This is a genomic window from Vibrio sp. D173a (assembly GCF_030248475.1).
Window position 1 is genome coordinate 1 of the sequence record NZ_JAHGAH010000112.1, and the last position, 20,028, is coordinate 20,028.

Below are 20,028 nucleotides of genomic sequence, written 5' to 3' on the forward strand. Positions count from 1 at the left end.
GCCAGGCTTTTAATTTGAAGAAGCCCACTCGAAAGAGTGGGCTTTTTTGCATTTGGAGCAAAGTAAATTCATTCCAATGACAAGACCTTGTTAAAGGCGCTTCTAAACTTCTTTTACTATTGTTCACTATTCTTTGTTCCGCCTAAACAACTGGCTGCGATGTAGTGCTAACGCACTACTTCTCCGCATCTCACCTTGTCCGACTCTGCAATAACTTATAGGCCTTTCTGAGGCTAACCCACAAACTGTATTAAGAAAGTATCCTTGGGTGTATAGAGCACGCTAGAAGGCCGTGTATAACAGATTTTAAAGAGGGAAGGTGTATAGAGTGAAATGGGTATGGGGTTGATTAATTTTAAATAAGACAGAGAAAGTTAAGAAACCTTTTGGATTCTTAAGTTGGTAGAGTGCTGTAGTTTCACATCAGGAATACTACCGTGGTGAAGCGTTACTTGGTTGCGCCCCGAGTGCTTCGAGTAATACATAGCTTTATCGGCGTTAACCATGAGCTCCGTAGTGCTAGATACTTGCTCATCATATTCTGCGACGCCAATGCTTACAGTTGTACTGATCTCAATACCATCAACTTTACATGGCGCATTTTGAATCGCCTCTCTTATTCTCTCTGCTACATCATAGGCTTGTATTGCACTAGTGTTAACTAAGATCACAGCAAACTCTTCTCCTCCTAAGCGACCAATAAAGTCACTACCGCGAATTGCTCGCTGGCAGATCTTGGCTACGTGATGGATCACTTGATCCCCAGAGAAGTGGCCGACTTGATCATTAATCTCTTTAAAGTGGTCGATATCGATCATTATGCAGGAGAGTGTTTGAGACGGTCGCAAATGTGAGCTCATAGCCTTATCTAGGCTGGTTAAGAATGCTCGTCGATTCAATACACCAGTTAGCTCATCGGTCTCTGAGAGCTCTTTCAAGCGCTTTTCAAGTAGGTGGGTTTTCGTAACGTCACGGACAGACCAAATTACCCAATTCTCGCCACTTTGTAGGTCTTCTACAGGCTTGATGATTGCTTCAAACCAGGTCTCTTCTGGATTGTCTAACGCCTCTAGTTCTTCTATTGGCATTAGTAGGTGATCTTGTAGTGCGATACTGTATTTGACGACTTTTGGCTCGTTAGAGTGGAGTACATCACCAATATAACCAAGCAACTCAGCGGCTTTGCTTGTCGACAAAACATCGTTCAACTTGAGGTTGGTATAGCTTTGCGCATTGAAGTACTTTGAATGATAAGTGCCACCGAAACTTTCGATATAGCGACCTTGTTCATTGAGGATAAAGACATGATCAGGGAGGGTATTCAAAATGGCATGGAGCCAATCTTCCCTTTCTTTGTAAATCACGAGGTTAGTTCCTTTATCCAAAGTAAGTCTTTGATTATATCTGTTTATATTGAGTTCACAATCAATACCGATCACAGTTCAATGTATCAGATTTGACTAATGTTTACACAGAATATGAGGAACGCAGAGCTGGATGGCTTAAAGGCAATAAAAAAGGCTTAACCATTGCTGGCCAAGCCTTTTTTACAAAAATACTGTATGAACGTATTAGTTCATGCCGTATTTTTTAAGTTTCTTGCGAAGAGTACCGCGGTTGATGCCCATCATAGTTGCTGCGCGAGTTTGGTTACCGCGAGTGTACTGCATGATGGTATCTAGTAGTGGCTGTTCAACTTCAGCTAGAACTAATTCGTATAGTTCTGTTACTTCCTGGCCGTTTAGTTGAGCTAGGTAGTTTTTAAGAGACGCTTTAACAGAGTCACGTAAAGGCTTTTGAGTAATCTGGTCTTGTGACGTTACTGTAGTTACTGTTAATGCTTCTGAAGTCAGATTTTGTTCGAACATATTCGGTCTAGCTCTTCTCTTAATTATGATGCAACGTTATCAAAATAACCCTCTAACGCCTCAAGTTGCAGCTCAGCTGCGTCGATAGCGTTGAAGGTACGGCGAAACTCACTCGCATGCTCATGCTCTTTTAGATACCACCCAACGTGCTTGCGCGCGATACGTGGACCTAAGAACTCTCCATAGAAACCATGCAGAGCGTTAACATGACCAAGCATAATGGCTTTCACTTCCTCACTTGGAAGCTCATCCATTGTGGTGCCGTTTTCCAAATAGTGATGGATTTCCTGGAAAATCCAAGGACGACCTTGGGCAGGACGTCCAATCATTAAAGCGTCTGCACCGGTGTACTCCAGTACAAACTTCGCTTTCTCCGGGCTATCGATATCACCGTTTGCGATAACCGGAATGGATATAGCTTGTTTAACCGCTTTAATGCTGTCGTATTCGGCCTCACCTTTGTACATACACGCTTTTGTTCTGCCATGCAGTGCAAGAGCCTGTATGCCGCAGTCTTCGGCTAATTTAGCGATGTGAACACAGTTTTTGTTTTCTGTGTTCCAGCCAGTACGGGTCTTTAACGTTACAGGAACGTCTACCGCGTCCACTACCGCAGTCAAAATCTCTTTGATGATGTCTGGGTATTGAAGCAGTGCAGAACCCGCCAGCTTCTTATTCACTTTCTTTGCTGGGCAGCCCATGTTGATGTCGATGATTTGCGCACCGTTTTCAACACTGAATTGAGCTGCATCGGACATAAGCTGTGGATCGGAACCGGCAATCTGTACAGAGCGAATGCCCGATTCGCCTTCATGCACCATGCGCTGTTTCGACTTTGACGTTCCCCATAGCTTCGGGTTAGCAGACATCATTTCACTGACGGCCATTCCCGCACCATAGCGAAGACACAACTCGCGAAATGGTCTATCCGTTACACCAGCCATAGGGGCTACGATTAGATTGTTCTTAAGTTGATAGTTTCCGATTTTCAAAACGTCATCACAGTTCTGTACCAGCAAGGGCGCGCATTTTACGCATTTTTTTACTGCGTGAAAAGACTAATATTTGAGCATTTACAAATTGTTTTTGTAATTTGTATGAAATTCAAACAATTAGCCCTGAAAACCTTGTCTAGCCTTGCTTACGACCAGAGATGCGACACCATTCACTTTGCTCTGCGATTGGGTCAATGTGAAGCTCGTCACGGTAATGGTTCGCTACATCTTCTGCTTGAGTGTCTAAAACACCCGACATTGCAAGGTCGCCATTTGGCTTCACTAGGCTTTTAATGATTGGTGCTAGTTCACGTAGTGGACCTGCAAGAATGTTTGCAACCACAACGTCTGCAATTAGACCTTCAGGTTGGTTTTGAGGTAGGAACACTTCAAGTTGATCGGCTACGCCATTACGTTCAGCGTTGTCGCGAGATGCTTGTAGTGCTTGAGGATCAATGTCGATCCCGATAACTTTTTCAGCGCCTAGTTTGATCGCTGCGATCGCTAAGATGCCTGAACCACAGCCGAAGTCGATTACTGTCTTACCTGATAGATCGAGACCCTCTAGCCACTCAAGACACAATGCAGTCGTTGGGTGAGTACCTGTACCGAATGCAAGGCCCGGATCTAGCATTACGTTTACTGCGTCTGGCTCTGGAATTTCACGCCAGCTTGGGCAAATCCATAGACGTTCGCCGAACTTCATTGGGTGGAAGTTTTCCATCCACTCGCGTTCCCAGTCTTTGTCTTCTAGCTGTTCTACTTTGTAAGCAAAATCGTCCGCTAGCATGTTGCTTGCTTTGATTTGAGTGATGATGAAGTTTGTATCAGCTTCTGCATCGTACAGTGCCAGAATGTCAGTATCGCCCCATAAGCGAGTCTCGCCAGGTAGAGGTTCGAATACAGGCGTATCCTGCGCGTCTAGGAATGTTACAGACAGCGCACCAGTCTCTTCCATTAGCATGTCGCCGATTTGCTCAGCGTTTTCATTGGTCGCATTGAGTTTGATTTGAATCCAAGGCATTTGTTTTTGCTCTTAAAGTGAATGAAGTGGCGCAGAGTTTACCAGAACTCTACGATTTGTTTGAGTATAGACTTTATACAAAACAAAAATGCCCACAGATGTGGGCATTTATTATGAGGTTAGCGAAGGCTTATTGTAGGCCTAGCTTCTTCTCTAGGTAGTGAATGTTCGCACCACCGTGTTGGAAGTTCTCATCATTCATGATTGACTCTTGTAGAGTAACGTTAGTCTTGATGCCTTCAATGATCATCTCGCCTAGTGCGTTCTTCATACGTGCAATCGCTACATCACGGTTCTCACCGTAAGTGATCAGTTTACCAATCATTGAATCGTAATGAGGTGGTACTGTGTAGCCAGTGTAAATGTGAGATTCCCAACGAACACCCATACCGCCTGGCGCGTGGAAGCGTTCAATCTTACCTGGTGAAGGTAGGAAACGCTCTGGGTCTTCTGCGTTGATACGACACTCAATTGCATGGCCGCGGATCTTGATGTCATCCTGAGTGAATGAAAGTGGCTGACCTGCTGCTACGCGTAGCTGTTCTTTAATTAGGTCAACGCCGGTAACCATTTCTGTTACTGGGTGCTCAACCTGAATACGAGTGTTCATTTCGATGAAGTAGAACTCACCGTTCTCGTATAGGAATTCGAACGTACCTGCGCCGCGGTAACCGATTTCTAGACATGCACGAGTACAACGTTCACCGATGTACTTACGCATTTCTTCAGTGATGCCTGGTGCTGGTGCTTCTTCAACAACTTTCTGGTGACGACGCTGCATAGAACAGTCACGTTCACCTAGGTGGATAGCGCCGCCTTGGCCGTCAGCAATTACCTGAACTTCAACGTGACGAGGGTTTTCTAGGAATTTCTCCATGTAAACCATGTCGTTGTTGAACGCCGCTTTTGCTTCTGCACGCGTCATAGCGATAGCTTGAACAAGTTCCGCTTCAGAACGTACAACACGCATACCACGACCACCGCCGCCACCAGAGGCTTTGATGATTACTGGGTAGCCGATACGCTTAGCGTGAGCTTTGTTTTTGTCTTCGTCGTTATCTAGTGGACCGTCAGAACCTGGTACACAAGGAACGCCTGCTTTTTTCATTGCGTTGATTGCTGACACTTTGTCACCCATCATGCGGATGGTGTCTGCTTTAGGACCAACGAAGATGAAACCGCTGCGCTCTACTTGCTCAGCAAAGTCTGCGTTCTCAGATAGGAAGCCGTAACCCGGGTGAATCGCAATTGCACCCGTCACTTCTGCTGCAGAAATGATACGAGGGATGTTTAGGTAGCTGTCGATACCACGAGCAGGACCGATACATACGGTTTCGTCTGCAAGTAGTACGTGCTTAAGATCGCGGTCAGCTGTTGAGTGCACTGCCACAGTCTTAATGCCTAATTCTTTACAAGCGCGAAGGATACGAAGTGCAATTTCACCTCGGTTCGCGATGACTACTTTATCTAGCATAAGGCAAGCCCCGCTTATTCGATTACAACTAGTGGTTGGTCGAATTCAACTGGCTGGCCGTCTTCAACTAGGATTGCAGTTACAACACCTGATTTGTCCGCTTCGATTTGGTTCATCATTTTCATTGCTTCAACGATACATAGTGTGTCGCCAGCATTTACGCTCTGACCAACTTCAACGAATGATTTCGCGTCTGGACTTGGAGAGCGGTAGAAAGTACCAACCATTGGAGAAAGAACTTGGTGACCTGCAGGAACTGCTGCTGGTGCTTCTGCTGCCATTGCTGGTGCGTCTGCTACTGGAGCTGCTGCCACTGGCGCAGGTGCTGCTACTGGAGCTGCTGCGTAATGAACTGGTGCTGGAGCTGCAGGGCCACTACGGCTGATGCGTACTGACTCTTCACCTTCAGAGATTTCTAGCTCAGCAATGCCAGACTCTTCAACTAACTCGATTAGCTTCTTGATTTTACGAATATCCATCTTTTCTTTCTCTTTTATCTTGTGATTAAGACAACCCAAAAGGGCTGCAGAGTGTTTGGTTTACTTTGCCTGCAATTTCGCGATTGCTGCAGACAGAGCGAATTCATAACCTTGTGCACCTAAGCCACAAATCACCCCTTCTGCTTTATCAGACAGATAAGAGTGATGACGGAACGGCTCACGAGCATGAACGTTCGATAGGTGCACTTCGATAAATGGGATGGCTACGCCAAGTAATGCATCACGCAGCGCGACACTGGTGTGAGTGAAAGCCGCTGGGTTGATGATAATGAAGTCCACTTTGCCGTACGCAGCGTGGATAGCTTCAATCAGTTCGTACTCACGATTCGATTGCAGGTGTTCAAGTTCCACCCCAGAGTTGTGAGCTTGTTCAGTCAATGCGTCAACAATCTGTGCTAGGGTGTTGTTACCGTAATGTGTCGGTTCACGCAGACCTAATAGATTAAGATTTGGCCCGTTTAGAACTAGAATCCGTGACTTTGCAGACATTATGTTGCTATCTTCCTTTATCGTGAGTGGAACGTTTATATTCCCAAATATACGATAATTCAGCACGATTTTTTTGTTAAAACCGAGCAAATTTTAAAAAATCGACCAAGATTATAGCTAATTCACAGCAATTAGCAGCAATTTACTGGTCTAATCTCCCAATAGCCCCCGTCGTTTCTGTAACCAAGTTAACAAAAACAACATGATTGCCACGTGCTTTTTGTGGTTTATTTTGCGTCCACGCACAAAAAAGCCACCATATACAATGGTGGCTTTTAGAGCTAGCGTTTAAAACGGAGGCTGGGTGTTATGCCAGTTCTGCCTTCTCTGCAATTAGCTTGTCTACAACACTTGGATCGGCCAGTGTTGAAGTATCACCTAGGTTGCTGGTATCACCCGTTGCAATCTTACGTAGGATGCGACGCATGATTTTACCGGAGCGTGTTTTTGGTAGAGAGTCTGTCCAGTGCAGTACGTCTGGCGTTGCGATTGGGCCAATCTCTTTACGTACCCAGTCTTTCACCTCTTTGTGCAGCTCAGCTGATGGGAATTCACCATCATTAAGCGTGACGTATGCGTAAATTGCCTGACCTTTGATGTCATGAGGGATACCGACAATCGCTGCTTCCGCAATCTTATCGTGTGCAACCAGTGCTGACTCAATCTCTGCGGTACCCATTCGGTGACCTGAGACGTTCAATACGTCATCTACACGACCTGTGATCCAGTAATAGCCATCTTCGTCACGACGAGCACCATCACTGGTGAAGTACATGCCTTTGAAGGTAGAGAAGTAGGTTTGCTCAAAGCGCTCGTGGTCACCGTAAACAGTACGCATCTGACCTGGCCATGAATCAAGGATCACCAAGTTACCTTCTGCAGTGGTTTCTTCGATGATGTTACCCATGTTGTCCACTAGCGCTGGTTGTACACCGAAGAATGGGCGAGTTGCAGAGCCTGGTTTTAGATCGGTTGCACCTGGCAGTGGCGCAATCAAGATACCGCCTGTCTCTGTTTGCCACCAAGTATCAACGATCGGTGAGTTTTCATTACCGATGGTCTTGTAGTACCACTCCCATGCTTCAGGGTTGATAGGTTCACCTACTGAGCCCATTACACGCAAACTTGAACGAGAGGTTCCGGCTACCGCTTCGTTACCTTTCGCCATTAGGGCGCGAATCGCTGTTGGCGCAGTGTAGAGAATGTTTACTTGATGCTTATCAACCACTTCACTCATGCGAGCCGTGCTTGGGTAGTTTGGTACACCTTCGAACAGAATGGTTTTCGCACCGTTCGCCAGTGGACCGTAAATTAAGTAAGTGTGACCCGTAATCCAACCCACATCCGCCGTACACCAGAACGTTTCACCTTCTTGGTAATCGAACACGTACTTGAAGGTCATGGTCGCGTACACTAGGTAACCACCTGTGGTGTGCAGCACGCCTTTTGGCTTACCTGTTGAGCCTGAAGTGTACAGAATGAACAGAGGGTCTTCCGCTTTCATCTCTTCTGGTGGACATACGTCAGAAACAACAGCCGTTGCTTCGTGCCACCAAACGTCACGGTGCTCGTGCCAATCAATATCACTGCCCGTGCGTTTTAGAACGACAACTTTGTCGATGGTTTTTACTTCTGGGTTTGTCAGTGCTTCATCAACGTTTTTCTTCAGTGGTACTGCGCGACCACCACGAACGCCTTCGTCAGCAGTGATAACGATTTTCGCATCTGAGTCGATGATACGACCGGACAGGGCTTCTGGCGAGAAACCACCAAATACCACGGTATGAACCGCACCAATACGCGTACATGCCAGCATTGCGATAGCCGCTTCTGGCACCATTGGCATGTAAAGACAAACCACGTCGCCTTTGTGCACGCCTTGCTCTTTTAGCGCGTTAGAGAACTTACACACTTCTTTGTGCAGTTCATTAAATGTGAGGGTTTTGTCGTCCGCAGGGTCATCGCCTTCCCAGATGATCGCGACTTCATCGCCACGCTCGGCAAGATGACGGTCAATACAGTTTGCAGATACGTTTAGTGTGCCGTCTTCGAACCAACGAATGTCGACGTGACCGGTATCGAAAGAGGTGTTTTTAACTTGAGTGAATGGCTTAATCCAATCGACAACTTTACCGTGCTCGCTCCAGAAGCCCTCTGGGTCGGTTACCGACTGCTGATACATGGCTAGGTAAGTGTCATTATCCGCATGCGTATGGTTTTTAATGTTTTCTTTTACCGGATAAACGTGGGCTTCGCTCATGGCTTCTCTCCTTGTGCCTTTAATTCTCGACCTTCGTCTTTTGTAGGGCTGTGTTCGTTCTTGGTTTATGTGTCATCAAGAACGTTGCTGTGATAATAACTGTCAGTCACAGCGCGTATTTCCACAATTAGACTTTAGGATGAGAGTGAGGAATGCGCCGCGATATTGCTGAATTTAAAGCGAATGTGGGAGGTGGATCGAAAGCTGAGTATTGAACCTATTGGGTATAAGGCACGCTCAGGTTTGGTAAATCGCCTTTGGTGAGACGCACATACACTAAAGCGGCGGATTTTGCGTCCTGCAGGGCATCGTGTTTGTCTTGAATCGGCAGTTCAAGGTGCTTACAAATCGCATCAAGACTTAAGTCGAAGTAGGCGTTAGGCAAATGACGTTCGAGCTTATCGTGATAAACCTGGCTCACTTCGATGAGCGGGTTCGGTAGTGGAAAGCCTAAATGCCTCAGACAAGCGAGGTCGAGGATCTTTTTGTCGTAGCGAATGTGGTAGCCAACTAAAGGACGATTGCCGATAAAGTCGAGCAGCTTGGTGAGTGCTTCTTTTTCGCTGATGCCATCCACCAAATCTTGGTGGCGGATATGGTGAATTTTCACTGAACCTGAATCGAGTGATTGCGGGGCGCGCAGTCGAACTTCGAACGGTTTACTGGTGATGATGCGATTATCGATGATTTTGGTCGCAGCGATGGTGACCAGCTCGGCTCTATTTGGGTCCAAGCTGGTGGTTTCGCAATCGAGAGAGACAAACTCACCTTTTTGCGGCGAACAAAACAGTGGTTGATAAGGTGAGCCCTTCAGTTTGTAATGCCAGTATTTCCTTTGTAGCCAATTCATCCCTGTTACCTCTCGTCTTATTTGCCTAAAAGACTCTAATCACGGATTTGATAATGGAAGCCTAAGAACTGCTTAAACTTCTTCACCACATGTAAGCTGTGGCGCAGCAGGTCTCGTTCTGTTCGGTCTAACTGTTTGATGTCGATATTGTTCAGTGCTTCCTGCTTACTCAATTGCTGGTTCAAACGGATCTTGAAGAACAGCTTCAGCGCTTCGTTGAGGTTGTCTGCGGTTTCTGGTTCTAAGATGCGTTTGTTTCTCAGTGCTTCGATACGCTCAAAGGTGTTATTCTCTTCAATCGCGTATTCCAATGCCAAAGTGCGAATGCCATGCACGATTGGAAAGAGGCCGCCGCGCTTTATATCCAGCCCATCTTTAGCACTTTTTACGTTACTAAACAGAGAAAGAGGCGAGGAAAATTGCAGAGCAGGGCGAGTGAAATCGGACAGAATCAACATACGATCTTTCATGCTATCTCTGAGGTGCTCGGCGATAGGCGTGAGCAACTCTCGATTGCCTGCGACCGCATGGGCATCACTGAAGATGGCTAAATCCATGATTTGTTCAGGCTGTGCTTTAGTAATCCAACCATCGAGCGTTTTAATCCATTCTTGCTGCGTTCGAACCCACTTCGGATTGTTAACCATGACTTTGCCAGGGCAGAGTGGGTAACCCAGTTGCTGCAAGGTGTGTGTGAGGGTTTGCATCACTTCGGCGCAGTGTTCCCATTCCAGCCCATCTTGGATGATCAGTGCATTATCTTGATCGGTCTTGAGGATTTGTTCTCCACGACCTTCCGAGCCAAGCACAATCAGACAACAGTGATCGTGCAGTGCTGGTGGCACCACAAGCTCAAACGCTTTTTCGATGATTTGTTCATTTACAGCAGATATCAACTCCATGATGAAGCGAGTGCGGATACCATTGGTCAGCAAGCTGTCCACCAACTGACGCTGTCGATTGGAAGCAAGGGCTAACTCTTCCACGCTGCTGGCTCTCGCTATACTGAGTGTCAGTAAGTGTGAGTGAGTGGAAAACGCACTGAGGATTTGTGTCATGTCCAACATACCGACCGCTTGATTGCCTTCGCACACCATTAGACGTTTCATGCGATTGCGTGTCATGGTGATCATGGCGTTAAACAAGAAGTCATCATCATCCACGTGATAAACAGGGAAGGTCGCAATCTCACTCACTGGCGTATCGAGTGGGTGGTCGTCAAGCATCACGGCATGGAGCATATTGGTTCGCGTCACTATCGCGTAGGGATGCGCCGATGGATGTTGCTCTAGGCGTGGGTCATCTTGGTTAAGCTGAACCAAAGCAGCGTCAATGCCATTGTCTTTGAGTGTTTTGGTGACCTGATTAATTGGCATATCAGCAGCTAATAGCATCGGTGGATGATAGATGCTGCTATCGACTTTAGTCAGAATGAATTCGGCAAGGTTTTGCTGTTGCTGAGCCGCTTCAATGAGGGCTTGGCGTTTGGATAAGTTGTTATCGAAGTAGGCGGCGAATTGTCCGTTCTCGTTGTACAGCTCAAGAAACACGCCCTTGGGCAGCAAGTACGACAGGGTATCCTCCAGTGCCACATACTGATGGCGTACACTTTCTTCAAACAAAGAGCGCACATCAAACATGTCGTCATTAGCGTAGTGAGCAAACACTTCGTCATGATCTTTTGAGCGCTCTTCTACAGCGCCTTTAATTAGCACGTGTAGGTGAGGGTTGTCTTGCCCACAAGCTAATATGACATCTCGCGTTCGGTAGTACGCCACATCAAGAGACGAGCGCAATCGATTTTGCTGCGAGTCAGTTAGGCGGTCGAACGGTGGAGATTGCATGTTAAATTTGTCAGGCATGAGAGCACCTAAATTTGGTAGGAACACATTCCCAAGTCTGACAAATTTCCCTGCCGAAGCCAGACGACTTTGGTCTAAATCGTCACAATCTAATTTTGCATTTCGAGATCCTGTGCCATTGAGGAAACGGTAAGTTGCCGATTCTTCCCTTTTTCTATAACGCATTGCGATCCATAATTCCGCGTCCCAAACGTTTACGTGTCGGAAGTCGTTAGTTTTTTCGTTTTTTAGGATGTCAGTGATGTTGAAACCCTCTCCGTATGGCTGGATTTCCCAGTACTTTCTCGGATTCTTTTTTGCGTATGGCGTGTATCTGCCATTTTGGTCGTTGTGGTTTAAAGAGCAGGGTGTTTCTCCGACAGATATTGGTCTGTTGGTTGGTTTGGGCTTAGCGACGCGTTGTGTGGCGAACATGGTACTTACGCCACGTTTGCATAAGGTTGAACACATTATGCCAGCGCTACGCTGGTTAAGTTTTGCTGCCCTCATTTTTGTTGGTTTCCACTTTTTCACTGGCGGTAATTTTTGGTTAATGGCGCTTGCCACCGTCTTGTTTAACTTGTGTTGTGGTCCTGTCGTGCCTCTGTCTGATGCGATGGCGAACTACTACGCTCGTTTGAAGATGCTCGATTACGGTCGCACCCGTTTATGGGGCTCGGTTGCCTTTATTGCTGGCTCGACAGTGGTGGGTTACTTGGTGGCAGAGTTTGGCTCGGACATGATTTTGTACACGGCAATGGTCGGTGTGTTTGTCTCGCTATTGTTTGCGATGCGTAACACCAATCCAATGCCGGTGACACGTGGCGGTCAACATTCTGAGCGTCCAAAACTCTCAGCGTTGCTGACGGATAAACCAGTTGTAAAGTTCCTTGTATTAATGGCGTTAATCCAAGGCAGCCATGCGGCATACTACGGTTTTAGTGCGATTCACTGGAAAGCGGCTGGTCACTCAGAAGACGTGATTGGTTACTTGTGGAGCCTAGGCGTGGCAGCTGAAGTTGCTGTGTTTGCTTTGAGTAAACGTCTATTCGCTGGCTGGTCTCTGCGTACTCTGTTTGTCGTGGCAGCTGGTGGTGTGATGCTACGTTGGGGAATGACAGCTGCAACAACCTCTATTTTGGCACTGGTAGTGGTGCAAATGCTTCACGGCGTGACGTTTGCCATGGCGCATATTGCTGCGATTCAATACATCCAAAACTCAGCAGAGAACAAGATGGTGGCATTACAGGCATTGTACAACGCGATTCCACTGGGTGCGTTTATCGCGCTGATGACGGTGATCAGTGGCTGGGGTTACGAGCACTGGGGCGCAAATATCTTCTGGTTGATGGCGGCGATGGGTTTTGTCGCGTTGTTCATCAAAGTTGAGCCTCAAAATGATGAAAGCAACGTGGTTGACCTCTCAGCTAATGCCTCCGAAGCACAGAATTAAGCTTCTGTGACAGAGATTAAAAACTAACCTTTGTCTCTGTTGTGAAAGCAGTGTTAAATGAAACCTCTCCCTTATGGAGAGGTTTTTTTATTCCTTGCTTTAAAAACAGCAAGAAAGGCAAGAAAAGTAAGAAAGGATATCGGATGCAAGGATGGCTAGTGATTCCCGTTTCTTTGGCGTATTTGGGAGTCCTGTTTTTAATCGCTTGGTACGGTGACAAACAAAAGAGATGGTTAGCGCGTTGGCGACCATGGATCTACAGTTTGTCGATTGCAGTGTACTGTACGTCGTGGGCCTTTTACGGCACGGTCGGACAGGCGAGCAACAACCCTTGGTCCTTCCTACCCATCTATATCGCGCCGATCATCGTGTTTACCATCGGTTGGCGCGTGCTCGCTCGGCTGATCTTGATTGCCAAGCGCGAGCACATCACCTCCATTGCCGATTTCATTGCCGCCCGCTATGGTAAATCACAAGGTTTGGCGGTGGTTGTCACCTTAATCGCCGTGGCCGGCATTCTTCCATATATCGCTTTGCAATTGCGTGGCATCACTATGGGGTTGGAGATCATCGCGCCAGATTTAGCATCTGATCTCAGTTATCAAAACTACAGCGTGTCTTGGTTTGTAGTGGGGGCGATGGCGAACTTCACAATGCTGTTTGGTACGCGTCATATCGATAACACCGAACATCACCGCGGCATGATGATGGCAATTGCGTTTGAATCAGTACTCAAGCTGGTGGCGTTTTTAGTGGTGGGCGTGTTTATTGTTTGGCTTGCGATGGATACCGAGAGCTTCCATCTCGTCGATATTGCTGCTGAAACCTATGAATCACCCAATATTCCGACTTTGTTGATTCATACCATTCTGACTATGCTGGCGATTGTCTGTTTGCCACGTCAGTTCCACACCATGGTGGTCGAGAATGAACGCGCGCAAGACTTGCACGTCGCTCGTTGGTTGTTCCCACTGTATCTGATTCTGATGGGCGTTTTCGTTCTGCCAATCGCGTGGGTAGGGCAAAGCCTATTGAGTGGTAGCCCTGCCGATACGTACGTGATCAGTGTGCCGATGGCAGTGGGTGCGAATGACATCGCTTTGCTGGCATTTTTGGGCGGTACTTCGGCGGCAAGTGGCATGGTCATCGTCTCGACCATTGCCTTAGCGATCATGGTATCGAACGATTTGGTGATGCCGCTGATTCTGCGTCGGATGAAGTTATCAAAGCGTAATCATCACCATTTTTCTAAGCTGTTATTACGTATACGTCGCGGACTTATTCTACTTCTTTTGATTGGTGCATGGGGCTTTTATCAGGCTTTAGATAGTATCCACTCACTCTCTGCGATAGGTTTTCTCTCGTTTGCTGCGATTACCCAGTTCGCTCCGTCTCTGCTTGGTGGTATGTACTGGCGTCAGGGCAACAAGAAAGGCGTGTATGTCGGTTTGCTGGTGGGTTTCACCATTTGGTTGATTACTTTGATGAGCCAAACCGACATGCTGGCGGGCGATGCAACCAACAACTTGCTGATTTGGCTGATCACGCCACCAGATTTATTGGCAGGCTTTGATATTGCCGTTTCTGACTGGGGTATGATCCTCAGCGTGGTGGCAAATGCTGCCTGTTTTGTCGCGGTATCATTAGCTACGCGTCCAAGCATAAGTGAACGCTTACAATCGGCTTCATTCGTTGGTACGCCGTTGCCTGAAAGCGAAAACATCAGTTTGTATCAGAGCCGTGTGACGGTCAGTGAGCTGGAGATGTTAGCGTCACGATTTGTCGGCCGCACGCGAGTGAAATCTGCCTTCCAAACCTATTGGAGTCAGCAACGCGAAGAGCTGCTTCCCAATCAACAAGCCCCCTCTACCTTAATTCGACACACCGAACGTGTACTTGCCGGTGTTTTTGGTGCTTCTTCAGCTAAGTTAGTACTTACTTCTGCTTTACAAGGCAGAAACATGCAGCTTGAGGAAGTGGCGACCATCGTTGATGAAGCCTCAGAACTGTATGATTTCAGTCGTGGCTTACTGCAAGGGGCGATTGAACACATTGGACAAGGCATCGCAGTGGTCGACAAGCAATTAAGGCTGGTAGCGTGGAACCAACGTTATCTGGAGTTATTTGTTTTCCCGCCGGGATTGATTCAGGTCGGGCGTCCGATTGCAGATGTGATTCGTCATAATGCTGAGCAAGGTTTATGTGGTCCGGGTGACCCTGAAGATCACGTTCGTCGCCGTGTTTATCACCTTGAACAAGGCACGAGACATACCTCTTCCCGTGTGCGTCCAGATGGTCGCGTAATTGAAGTGCAAGGCAACCCAATGCCTGGTGGTGGTTTCGTTATGAGCTTTACCGATATCACCGTGTTCCGCGATGCAGAGCAAGCTCTGAAAGACGCTAATGAGACACTAGAAGAACGCGTTCGTGCTCGTACTCGTGAGTTGGAACAACTGAACAAACAACTAGTGGCAGCGACGCAACGTTCTGAACATGAGTCGCAGTCTAAGTCGCGCTTCTTAGCCGCGGTGAGTCATGACTTGATGCAGCCGCTGAATGCCGCACGACTGTTTGCTTCTTCGTTGTCGGAAGTGGCCAAAGACAGTGAAACCCAAAAGCTATCGACCCACATTGAGAGTGCGTTGGGGGCGGCGGAAGATTTGATTGGTGACTTGCTGGATATTTCACGTTTGGAATCGGGCAAGTTGGACGTCAATGTGCATGGCTTTGCAGTCAATGATGTATTAGCTAACTTGAATGCTGAATTCAGCGCACTAGCGAAACAACAAGGCATTGAGTTCACCATGATCCCATCGTCTTTGATGGTGAAATCCGACCCGAAATTGCTGCGCCGCGTGGTACAGAACTTCCTTACCAATGCATTCCGTTATAGCCCGAGTGGTAAAGTAGCGCTTGGTGTGCGTCGCGTACAAGGCCGAGTGCGTATCGATGTGTGGGATAACGGCATGGGCATCGAAGAAGAGAAGCAACAAGAGATCTTCGAAGAGTTTAATCGTGGTACTCAAGTCCGTTCAGACCAAGGTTTGGGGTTAGGTTTGGCTATTTCGAAAGGTATTGCTCAAGTACTAGGGCATGAAATCTCGATGCGTTCTTGGTTCGGTAAAGGCAGTGTGTTCTCGATTAACTTAGATAAGGCAGAGAAGGTGCACATTCCGGCGGTCAAAGCGGTGAAGAGTGCACAATCCGATTTAAGCCATATTCGTGTCCTATGTGTTGATAACGAGCCGGATATTCTTGTTGGGATGGAAAACTTACTCTCGCGCTGGGGCTGCGACATTCGCATTGCGACTGATATTGTCGAGAGTCTTAAAACATTGGAAGACGACTGGCTGCCGGATGTGATTTTCTCCGATTACCGTTTAGATAATGGTCGGACGGGATTGGAAGTGTTGCAGCAATGTCGTTTGCGTCTTGGGGACCGCTTTGAAGGGGTGATCATCAGTGCCGATCGAACCGATGATATGATGGAAGGCATTAAAGCCAATGGGTTCAGTTTTATCGCCAAACCGGTGAAACCTTTGAAACTGCGCTCGGTGCTCAATCGAGTCGCCTAGAAAAAAAAGACCTCCGATTGGAGGTCTTTTGCTTTAAAGGGGTAATCGGCCAGTGACTTATTCAGCCACCCCGCCTTGAGTCAGTTTGGCTGGATCGAGCAGTCTTTCTAATGTTGCACGATCCAAGTCTGTTTCTTCTTCTGCGACATCAATGATAGCGCGACCTTGTTTGTAGGCTTTCTTCGCTACTTCGGCTGCTTTTAGGTAGCCAATCACGGGGTTAAGTGCGGTGACCAGAATCGGGTTCTTCGCCAGTGCAACATCAAGGTTGTCTTGGCGCACTTCAAACGTCGCGATGGCTTTATCTGCCAAAGCTACGGCGCTGTTCGACAACAGTTCAATGCTTTCTAGTACATTGTGCGCAATCACTGGCAGCATCACGTTTAGCTGGAAGTTACCCGATTGACCGGCAACGGTAATGGTCGCGTCGTTACCAATCACTTGTGCAGACGCCATGGCTGCTGCTTCTGGAATCACAGGGTTTACTTTGCCCGGCATGATAGAAGAGCCCGGTTGCAAACCTTGCAGTTCAATTTCACCCAAGCCTGCGAGTGGACCTGAGTTCATCCAGCGAAGATCGTTTGCGATCTTCATGATCGCAACTGCTGCTGTTTTGAGCTGTCCCGATAGGGCGACGATCGCATCCTGACTGCTGAGATTGAAGAAGAAGTTTTTGCTTGAAGCAAACTCGATGCGCGTTGATTGCGTTAGGTTATCAGCAAAAAGATCGGCGAAGCGTGGATCGGCGTTGATCCCTGTGCCCACCGCTGTTCCACCTTGGGCTAACGCTTTCACTGCTGGCAGTGTTTGCTCAATAGCTTGCTTAGCATGTTCAATTTGGAACTGCCAGCCGCCAAGCTCTTGGGCGAAGGTAATTGGCATCGCATCCATGAGGTGTGTGCGACCTGTTTTCACCACATCTTTTAGTGCTTGCTGCTTAGTCTCTAGTGTTTCACTTAAGTGAGACAGTGCAGGCAGTAGCTGTTTTTCAATCGCAATTGCAGAGCTGACTTGAATTGCAGTAGGCACTACGTCGTTACTGCTTTGACCCATGTTGACGTGATCATTTGGATTGACCGTTCCGCCTAGGTGCTCAGACGCCAATGTTGCAATCACTTCGTTGGCATTCATGTTTGAGCTGGTGCCTGAGCCGGTTTGGAATACATCGATAGGGAATTGGTCGAAGTGTTTACCATCAATGATGGCTTGCGCAGCATCGGCGATGGCATTGGCAATATCACCTTCTAGCAAGCCAAGTTGGGCATTGGTGAGCGCTGCGGTTTGTTTGATGTGGGCGAGTGCTTGGATAAAGCCCGTCGGCATGGTGTGTTTGCTAAAAGCAAAGTTATCGACAGCGCGTTGAGTTTGGGCTTGATACAAAGCGTTGGCAGGGACTTTGACTTCGCCCATGCTGTCCGCTTCGATACGGAATTCCGTGGTCATGGTAGGTTCCTTTTGTTTAATCGAGAGGCGTCTGTATCAGACGTAATTGTTGTTGTAATGAGAGAAATTTCACGTCGCCATCCTCAAATTGGTAGTAGTAACGTTTGAGGCAAAGTAGCGGTGTGTGAATAGAGTCGAGGCAGACTCGGCGGAAGATGCGGCTACGGGTTGGGTCTTGAATGGCATCCAGTAGATGGAAGTAGACTCGGCGCAAATACAGCTCACACAGCAACAGATTCTGGTGCTCTGCATCGTGATCGTAAATGGATGACAGCACCATTCCCCAATGGACGTAATCATGAATCACATCGGGTTCGAAACCGCTTGGCGCATACACGTGTAGGAATTGGTCTTGCGCTTTAAAAAATGCATTGTAGATGGCTTGGCTGCTGTCCATATTTACCTCGACACTCTAGATAATGATAATTATTATCAATAAATTGTCGATTAGCAACCACAGCTTTTTTAAGGAAATAACACAACAAAAAAAGCCGATACTCGGACTCAGTATCGGCTGAAGTCAATGAGCTCAATCCCTACAACTGAGCTCGGTATTTTTCGCGAGATAGGGCCGACCTCAAACAGCAGTGCTTGTTCAGAGGCCGATAAACTTACTGCTCTGTAAACAAGGTCTCGTATTTCACAAACGCGGTTTGCGTTTCACCGTAGTAAAGTGTGCCTTCCGATTGAATCGCAACACGTAGCCAACTGTCTGCTGATGCTGGCTTAGGTAAAGTGATGGTCCAGTTTTGTCCGTCTTGACCCGCTGGCGTCATGTCAATTGGCTGTGCGTTTTGCTCTTGGCTATCCACCACTGACAGCTTCACCCCTTCCAGTGGATAAGCCGCATGCAAAGACAACTCTAAGCTATCTTGCGTCAGCTTTTCTGAGCGAAACTTCACTTTAAAGTCACCGTTCTCCATATCACACAAGCCACTGGTATAACGGCAATTCGATTTGCTGATCAGTTTGTAGCTTTCCCCTTCTTTAGCGGCATGAGGTTTTTCACTCAGAGCCATGTCAGTACCGAAATAAGCGATCAAAGACAGAATTGGGGCGATCAACAGAGCGATAATAAAGTGCTTGTTTTTTAACATGTTGGCTTCCTTGCTACAATGTCATAAGGTTAAATTAACCTAATCTAGCGAATAAAAAAGCCCCAAGCGGGGCTTTTGTGGTTTGGGTTATATTTTAGTGGTCTACCGCACCGCCAGCGCCTGCTGGTACACGCACGTGCTCGACAAGGTCTTTTACTTCTTGTGGTGTTTCTGCTGTTACTCTTGATACCGCGAATGCCACAACAAAGTTAAATACCGCACCAATTGCACCAAATGCGTTCGGCTCGATGCCTAGGAACCAGTTCTGACCCCAGCTTTGTAGGTAAGTCCAGTCAGATACAAACAAGATGCCTTTATGCTGGAACACGTAGAATAGCGTGATACTGATACCTGCAATCATACCTGCGATTGCGCCTTCTTTGTTGATGCTCTTACTGAAGATACCCATCATCAATGCAGGGAAGATGGAAGATGCTGCCAGGCCGAAGGCGAGGGCTACCGTACCTGCGGCAAACCCTGGTGGATTCAAGCCTAAGTAACCGGCGACTGCGATGGCGACTGCCATGGAGATTCGACTCGCGAGTAGCTCTTTCTTCTCGGATATATTCGGATTTATCACACCTTTGATTAAGTCATGGGATATTGCGGACGAGATGGCTAGTAGTAGGCCTGCCGCCGTCGATAGCGCTGCCGCTAGACCACCTGCTGCTACAAGTGCGATTACCCAGTTAGGTAGCTTAGCAATCTCTGGGTTTGCCAATACCATGATGTCTCGGTCAACTTTCAGCTCGTTGGTTGCTGGGTTTGACGTGTACTCAATCAGACCGTCGCCGTTCTTATCATCAAAGCCTAGTAGACCTGTTTTCTCCCAGTTCTTGAACCAGTCAGGGCGCTCATCATAAGCAAGGTGCTGACCAGGAGCTGGGTTAACGGTATCCATTAGGTTTAGACGCGCCATTGCAGATACTGCAGGTGCTGTTGTGTAAAGGATAGCGATGAAAACAAGTGCCCAACCGGCTGATGTACGAGCATCACGAACCTTAGGTACAGTAAAGAAACGGATGATTACGTGTGGTAGACCCGCAGTACCGATCATCAGTGACCCCCCTGTGTCAGCATAGTTGTCTACAAAATGAATTAAATTCTAAGGCGACAACTATGCTGACACAGGGGGGTCACTGATGATCGGTACTGCGGG

Annotated in this window: 15 protein-coding genes and 1 pseudogene; 2 read left to right on the forward strand and 14 right to left on the reverse strand. The window is 47.5% G+C overall.

The genetic code is table 11. The features are described 5' to 3' along the window. Window positions 1–374 precede the first annotated feature (374 nt). From KIV40_RS12530 to KIV40_RS12575, 10 genes are all read right to left on the reverse strand, one after another. Window positions 375–1,364, reverse strand: coding sequence for a sensor domain-containing diguanylate cyclase (locus tag KIV40_RS12530; protein ID WP_086368908.1), 990 nt, complete (start codon window positions 1,362–1,364; stop codon window positions 375–377). A 207-nt stretch (window positions 1,365–1,571) separates the two neighbouring features. Beyond that, entirely contained in the window at window positions 1,572–1,868 is a 297-nt protein-coding gene (fis, locus tag KIV40_RS12535) for a DNA-binding transcriptional regulator Fis (protein ID WP_000462885.1), read from the reverse strand. Between the two features lie 23 nt (window positions 1,869–1,891). After that, on the reverse strand, window positions 1,892–2,860 hold the full coding sequence (gene dusB, locus KIV40_RS12540; RefSeq protein ID WP_285349478.1) for a tRNA dihydrouridine synthase DusB: 969 nt from the start codon (window positions 2,858–2,860) through the stop codon (window positions 1,892–1,894). Window positions 2,861–2,999: 139 nt separating this feature from the next. Then, window positions 3,000–3,887 (reverse strand): 50S ribosomal protein L11 methyltransferase, encoded by an 888-nt coding sequence (gene prmA, locus KIV40_RS12545; RefSeq protein WP_005428804.1) that lies wholly within the window; start codon window positions 3,885–3,887, stop codon window positions 3,000–3,002. 130 nt (window positions 3,888–4,017) lie between these two features. After that, window positions 4,018–5,361: an acetyl-CoA carboxylase biotin carboxylase subunit gene (gene accC, locus KIV40_RS12550; protein ID WP_005440401.1), complete on the reverse strand. Its 1,344-nt coding sequence runs from the start codon at window positions 5,359–5,361 to the stop codon at window positions 4,018–4,020. A gap of 14 nt (window positions 5,362–5,375) precedes the next feature. After that, window positions 5,376–5,840 (reverse strand): acetyl-CoA carboxylase biotin carboxyl carrier protein, encoded by a 465-nt coding sequence (gene accB / locus KIV40_RS12555; RefSeq protein WP_005530870.1) that lies wholly within the window; start codon window positions 5,838–5,840, stop codon window positions 5,376–5,378. Between the two features lie 60 nt (window positions 5,841–5,900). Next, window positions 5,901–6,350: a type II 3-dehydroquinate dehydratase gene (gene aroQ, locus KIV40_RS12560; RefSeq protein ID WP_005428757.1), complete on the reverse strand. Its 450-nt coding sequence runs from the start codon at window positions 6,348–6,350 to the stop codon at window positions 5,901–5,903. 307 nt (window positions 6,351–6,657) lie between these two features. Then, window positions 6,658–8,610 (reverse strand): acetate--CoA ligase, encoded by a 1,953-nt coding sequence (acs, locus tag KIV40_RS12565; protein WP_285349480.1) that lies wholly within the window; start codon window positions 8,608–8,610, stop codon window positions 6,658–6,660. A 217-nt stretch (window positions 8,611–8,827) separates the two neighbouring features. After that, window positions 8,828–9,460, reverse strand: coding sequence for a 3'-5' exonuclease (locus tag KIV40_RS12570; RefSeq protein ID WP_285349482.1), 633 nt, complete (start codon window positions 9,458–9,460; stop codon window positions 8,828–8,830). Between the two features lie 35 nt (window positions 9,461–9,495). Next, window positions 9,496–11,322, reverse strand: a complete 1,827-nt coding sequence (locus KIV40_RS12575; protein WP_285349484.1) for a DUF294 nucleotidyltransferase-like domain-containing protein — start codon at window positions 11,320–11,322, stop codon at window positions 9,496–9,498. A gap of 241 nt (window positions 11,323–11,563) precedes the next feature. Here KIV40_RS12575 and KIV40_RS12580 point away from each other — a divergent pair, with 241 nt between their 5' ends. Together KIV40_RS12580 and KIV40_RS12585 are read left to right on the forward strand one after the other, a co-directional pair. Further along, the gene (locus tag KIV40_RS12580; RefSeq protein WP_005428780.1) at window positions 11,564–12,754 is read left to right on the forward strand and encodes a 3-phenylpropionate MFS transporter; all 1,191 of its coding nucleotides are present in this window, start codon (window positions 11,564–11,566) and stop codon (window positions 12,752–12,754) included. A 143-nt stretch (window positions 12,755–12,897) separates the two neighbouring features. Then, window positions 12,898–16,329 (forward strand): hybrid sensor histidine kinase/response regulator, encoded by a 3,432-nt coding sequence (locus tag KIV40_RS12585; RefSeq protein ID WP_285349487.1) that lies wholly within the window; start codon window positions 12,898–12,900, stop codon window positions 16,327–16,329. Window positions 16,330–16,386: 57 nt separating this feature from the next. Here the strand turns inward: KIV40_RS12585 and KIV40_RS12590 are convergent, their stop codons facing one another. From KIV40_RS12590 to KIV40_RS12605, 4 genes and pseudogenes are all read right to left on the reverse strand, one after another. Next, a complete protein-coding gene (locus tag KIV40_RS12590; RefSeq protein WP_005530884.1) occupies window positions 16,387–17,772 on the reverse strand; it encodes a lyase family protein in 1,386 nt (461 codons plus the stop codon). 16 nt (window positions 17,773–17,788) lie between these two features. After that, the gene (locus KIV40_RS12595; protein WP_285349490.1) at window positions 17,789–18,169 is read right to left on the reverse strand and encodes a hypothetical protein; all 381 of its coding nucleotides are present in this window, start codon (window positions 18,167–18,169) and stop codon (window positions 17,789–17,791) included. A gap of 214 nt (window positions 18,170–18,383) precedes the next feature. Continuing rightward, a complete protein-coding gene (locus tag KIV40_RS12600) occupies window positions 18,384–18,869 on the reverse strand; it encodes a hypothetical protein (RefSeq protein ID WP_285349492.1) in 486 nt (161 codons plus the stop codon). 94 nt (window positions 18,870–18,963) lie between these two features. After that, a pseudogene (locus KIV40_RS12605) lies at window positions 18,964–19,932 on the reverse strand (VC_2705 family sodium/solute symporter); the annotation flags it as partial. Window positions 19,933–20,028 lie beyond the last annotated feature (96 nt).

Bases quoted from the DNA above. Each gene is read 5' to 3' on its own strand.
- fis (WP_000462885.1), bottom strand. From the start codon at position 1,868: ATGTTCGAACAAAATCTGACTTCAGAAGCATTAACAGTAACTACAGTA.
- prmA (WP_005428804.1), bottom strand. From the start codon at position 3,887: ATGCCTTGGATTCAAATCAAACTCAATGCGACCAATGAAAACGCTGAG.
- accC (WP_005440401.1), bottom strand. From the start codon at position 5,361: ATGCTAGATAAAGTAGTCATCGCGAACCGAGGTGAAATTGCACTTCGT.
- accB (WP_005530870.1), bottom strand. From the start codon at position 5,840: ATGGATATTCGTAAAATCAAGAAGCTAATCGAGTTAGTTGAAGAGTCT.
- aroQ (WP_005428757.1), bottom strand. From the start codon at position 6,350: ATGTCTGCAAAGTCACGGATTCTAGTTCTAAACGGGCCAAATCTTAAT.
- acs (WP_285349480.1), bottom strand. From the start codon at position 8,610: ATGAGCGAAGCCCACGTTTATCCGGTAAAAGAAAACATTAAAAACCAT.
- KIV40_RS12570 (WP_285349482.1), bottom strand. From the start codon at position 9,460: ATGAATTGGCTACAAAGGAAATACTGGCATTACAAACTGAAGGGCTCA.
- KIV40_RS12575 (WP_285349484.1), bottom strand. From the start codon at position 11,322: ATGCCTGACAAATTTAACATGCAATCTCCACCGTTCGACCGCCTAACT.
- KIV40_RS12580 (WP_005428780.1), top strand. From the start codon at position 11,564: ATGTTGAAACCCTCTCCGTATGGCTGGATTTCCCAGTACTTTCTCGGA.
- KIV40_RS12585 (WP_285349487.1), top strand. From the start codon at position 12,898: ATGCAAGGATGGCTAGTGATTCCCGTTTCTTTGGCGTATTTGGGAGTC.
- KIV40_RS12590 (WP_005530884.1), bottom strand. From the start codon at position 17,772: ATGACCACGGAATTCCGTATCGAAGCGGACAGCATGGGCGAAGTCAAA.
- KIV40_RS12595 (WP_285349490.1), bottom strand. From the start codon at position 18,169: ATGGACAGCAGCCAAGCCATCTACAATGCATTTTTTAAAGCGCAAGAC.
- KIV40_RS12600 (WP_285349492.1), bottom strand. From the start codon at position 18,869: ATGTTAAAAAACAAGCACTTTATTATCGCTCTGTTGATCGCCCCAATT.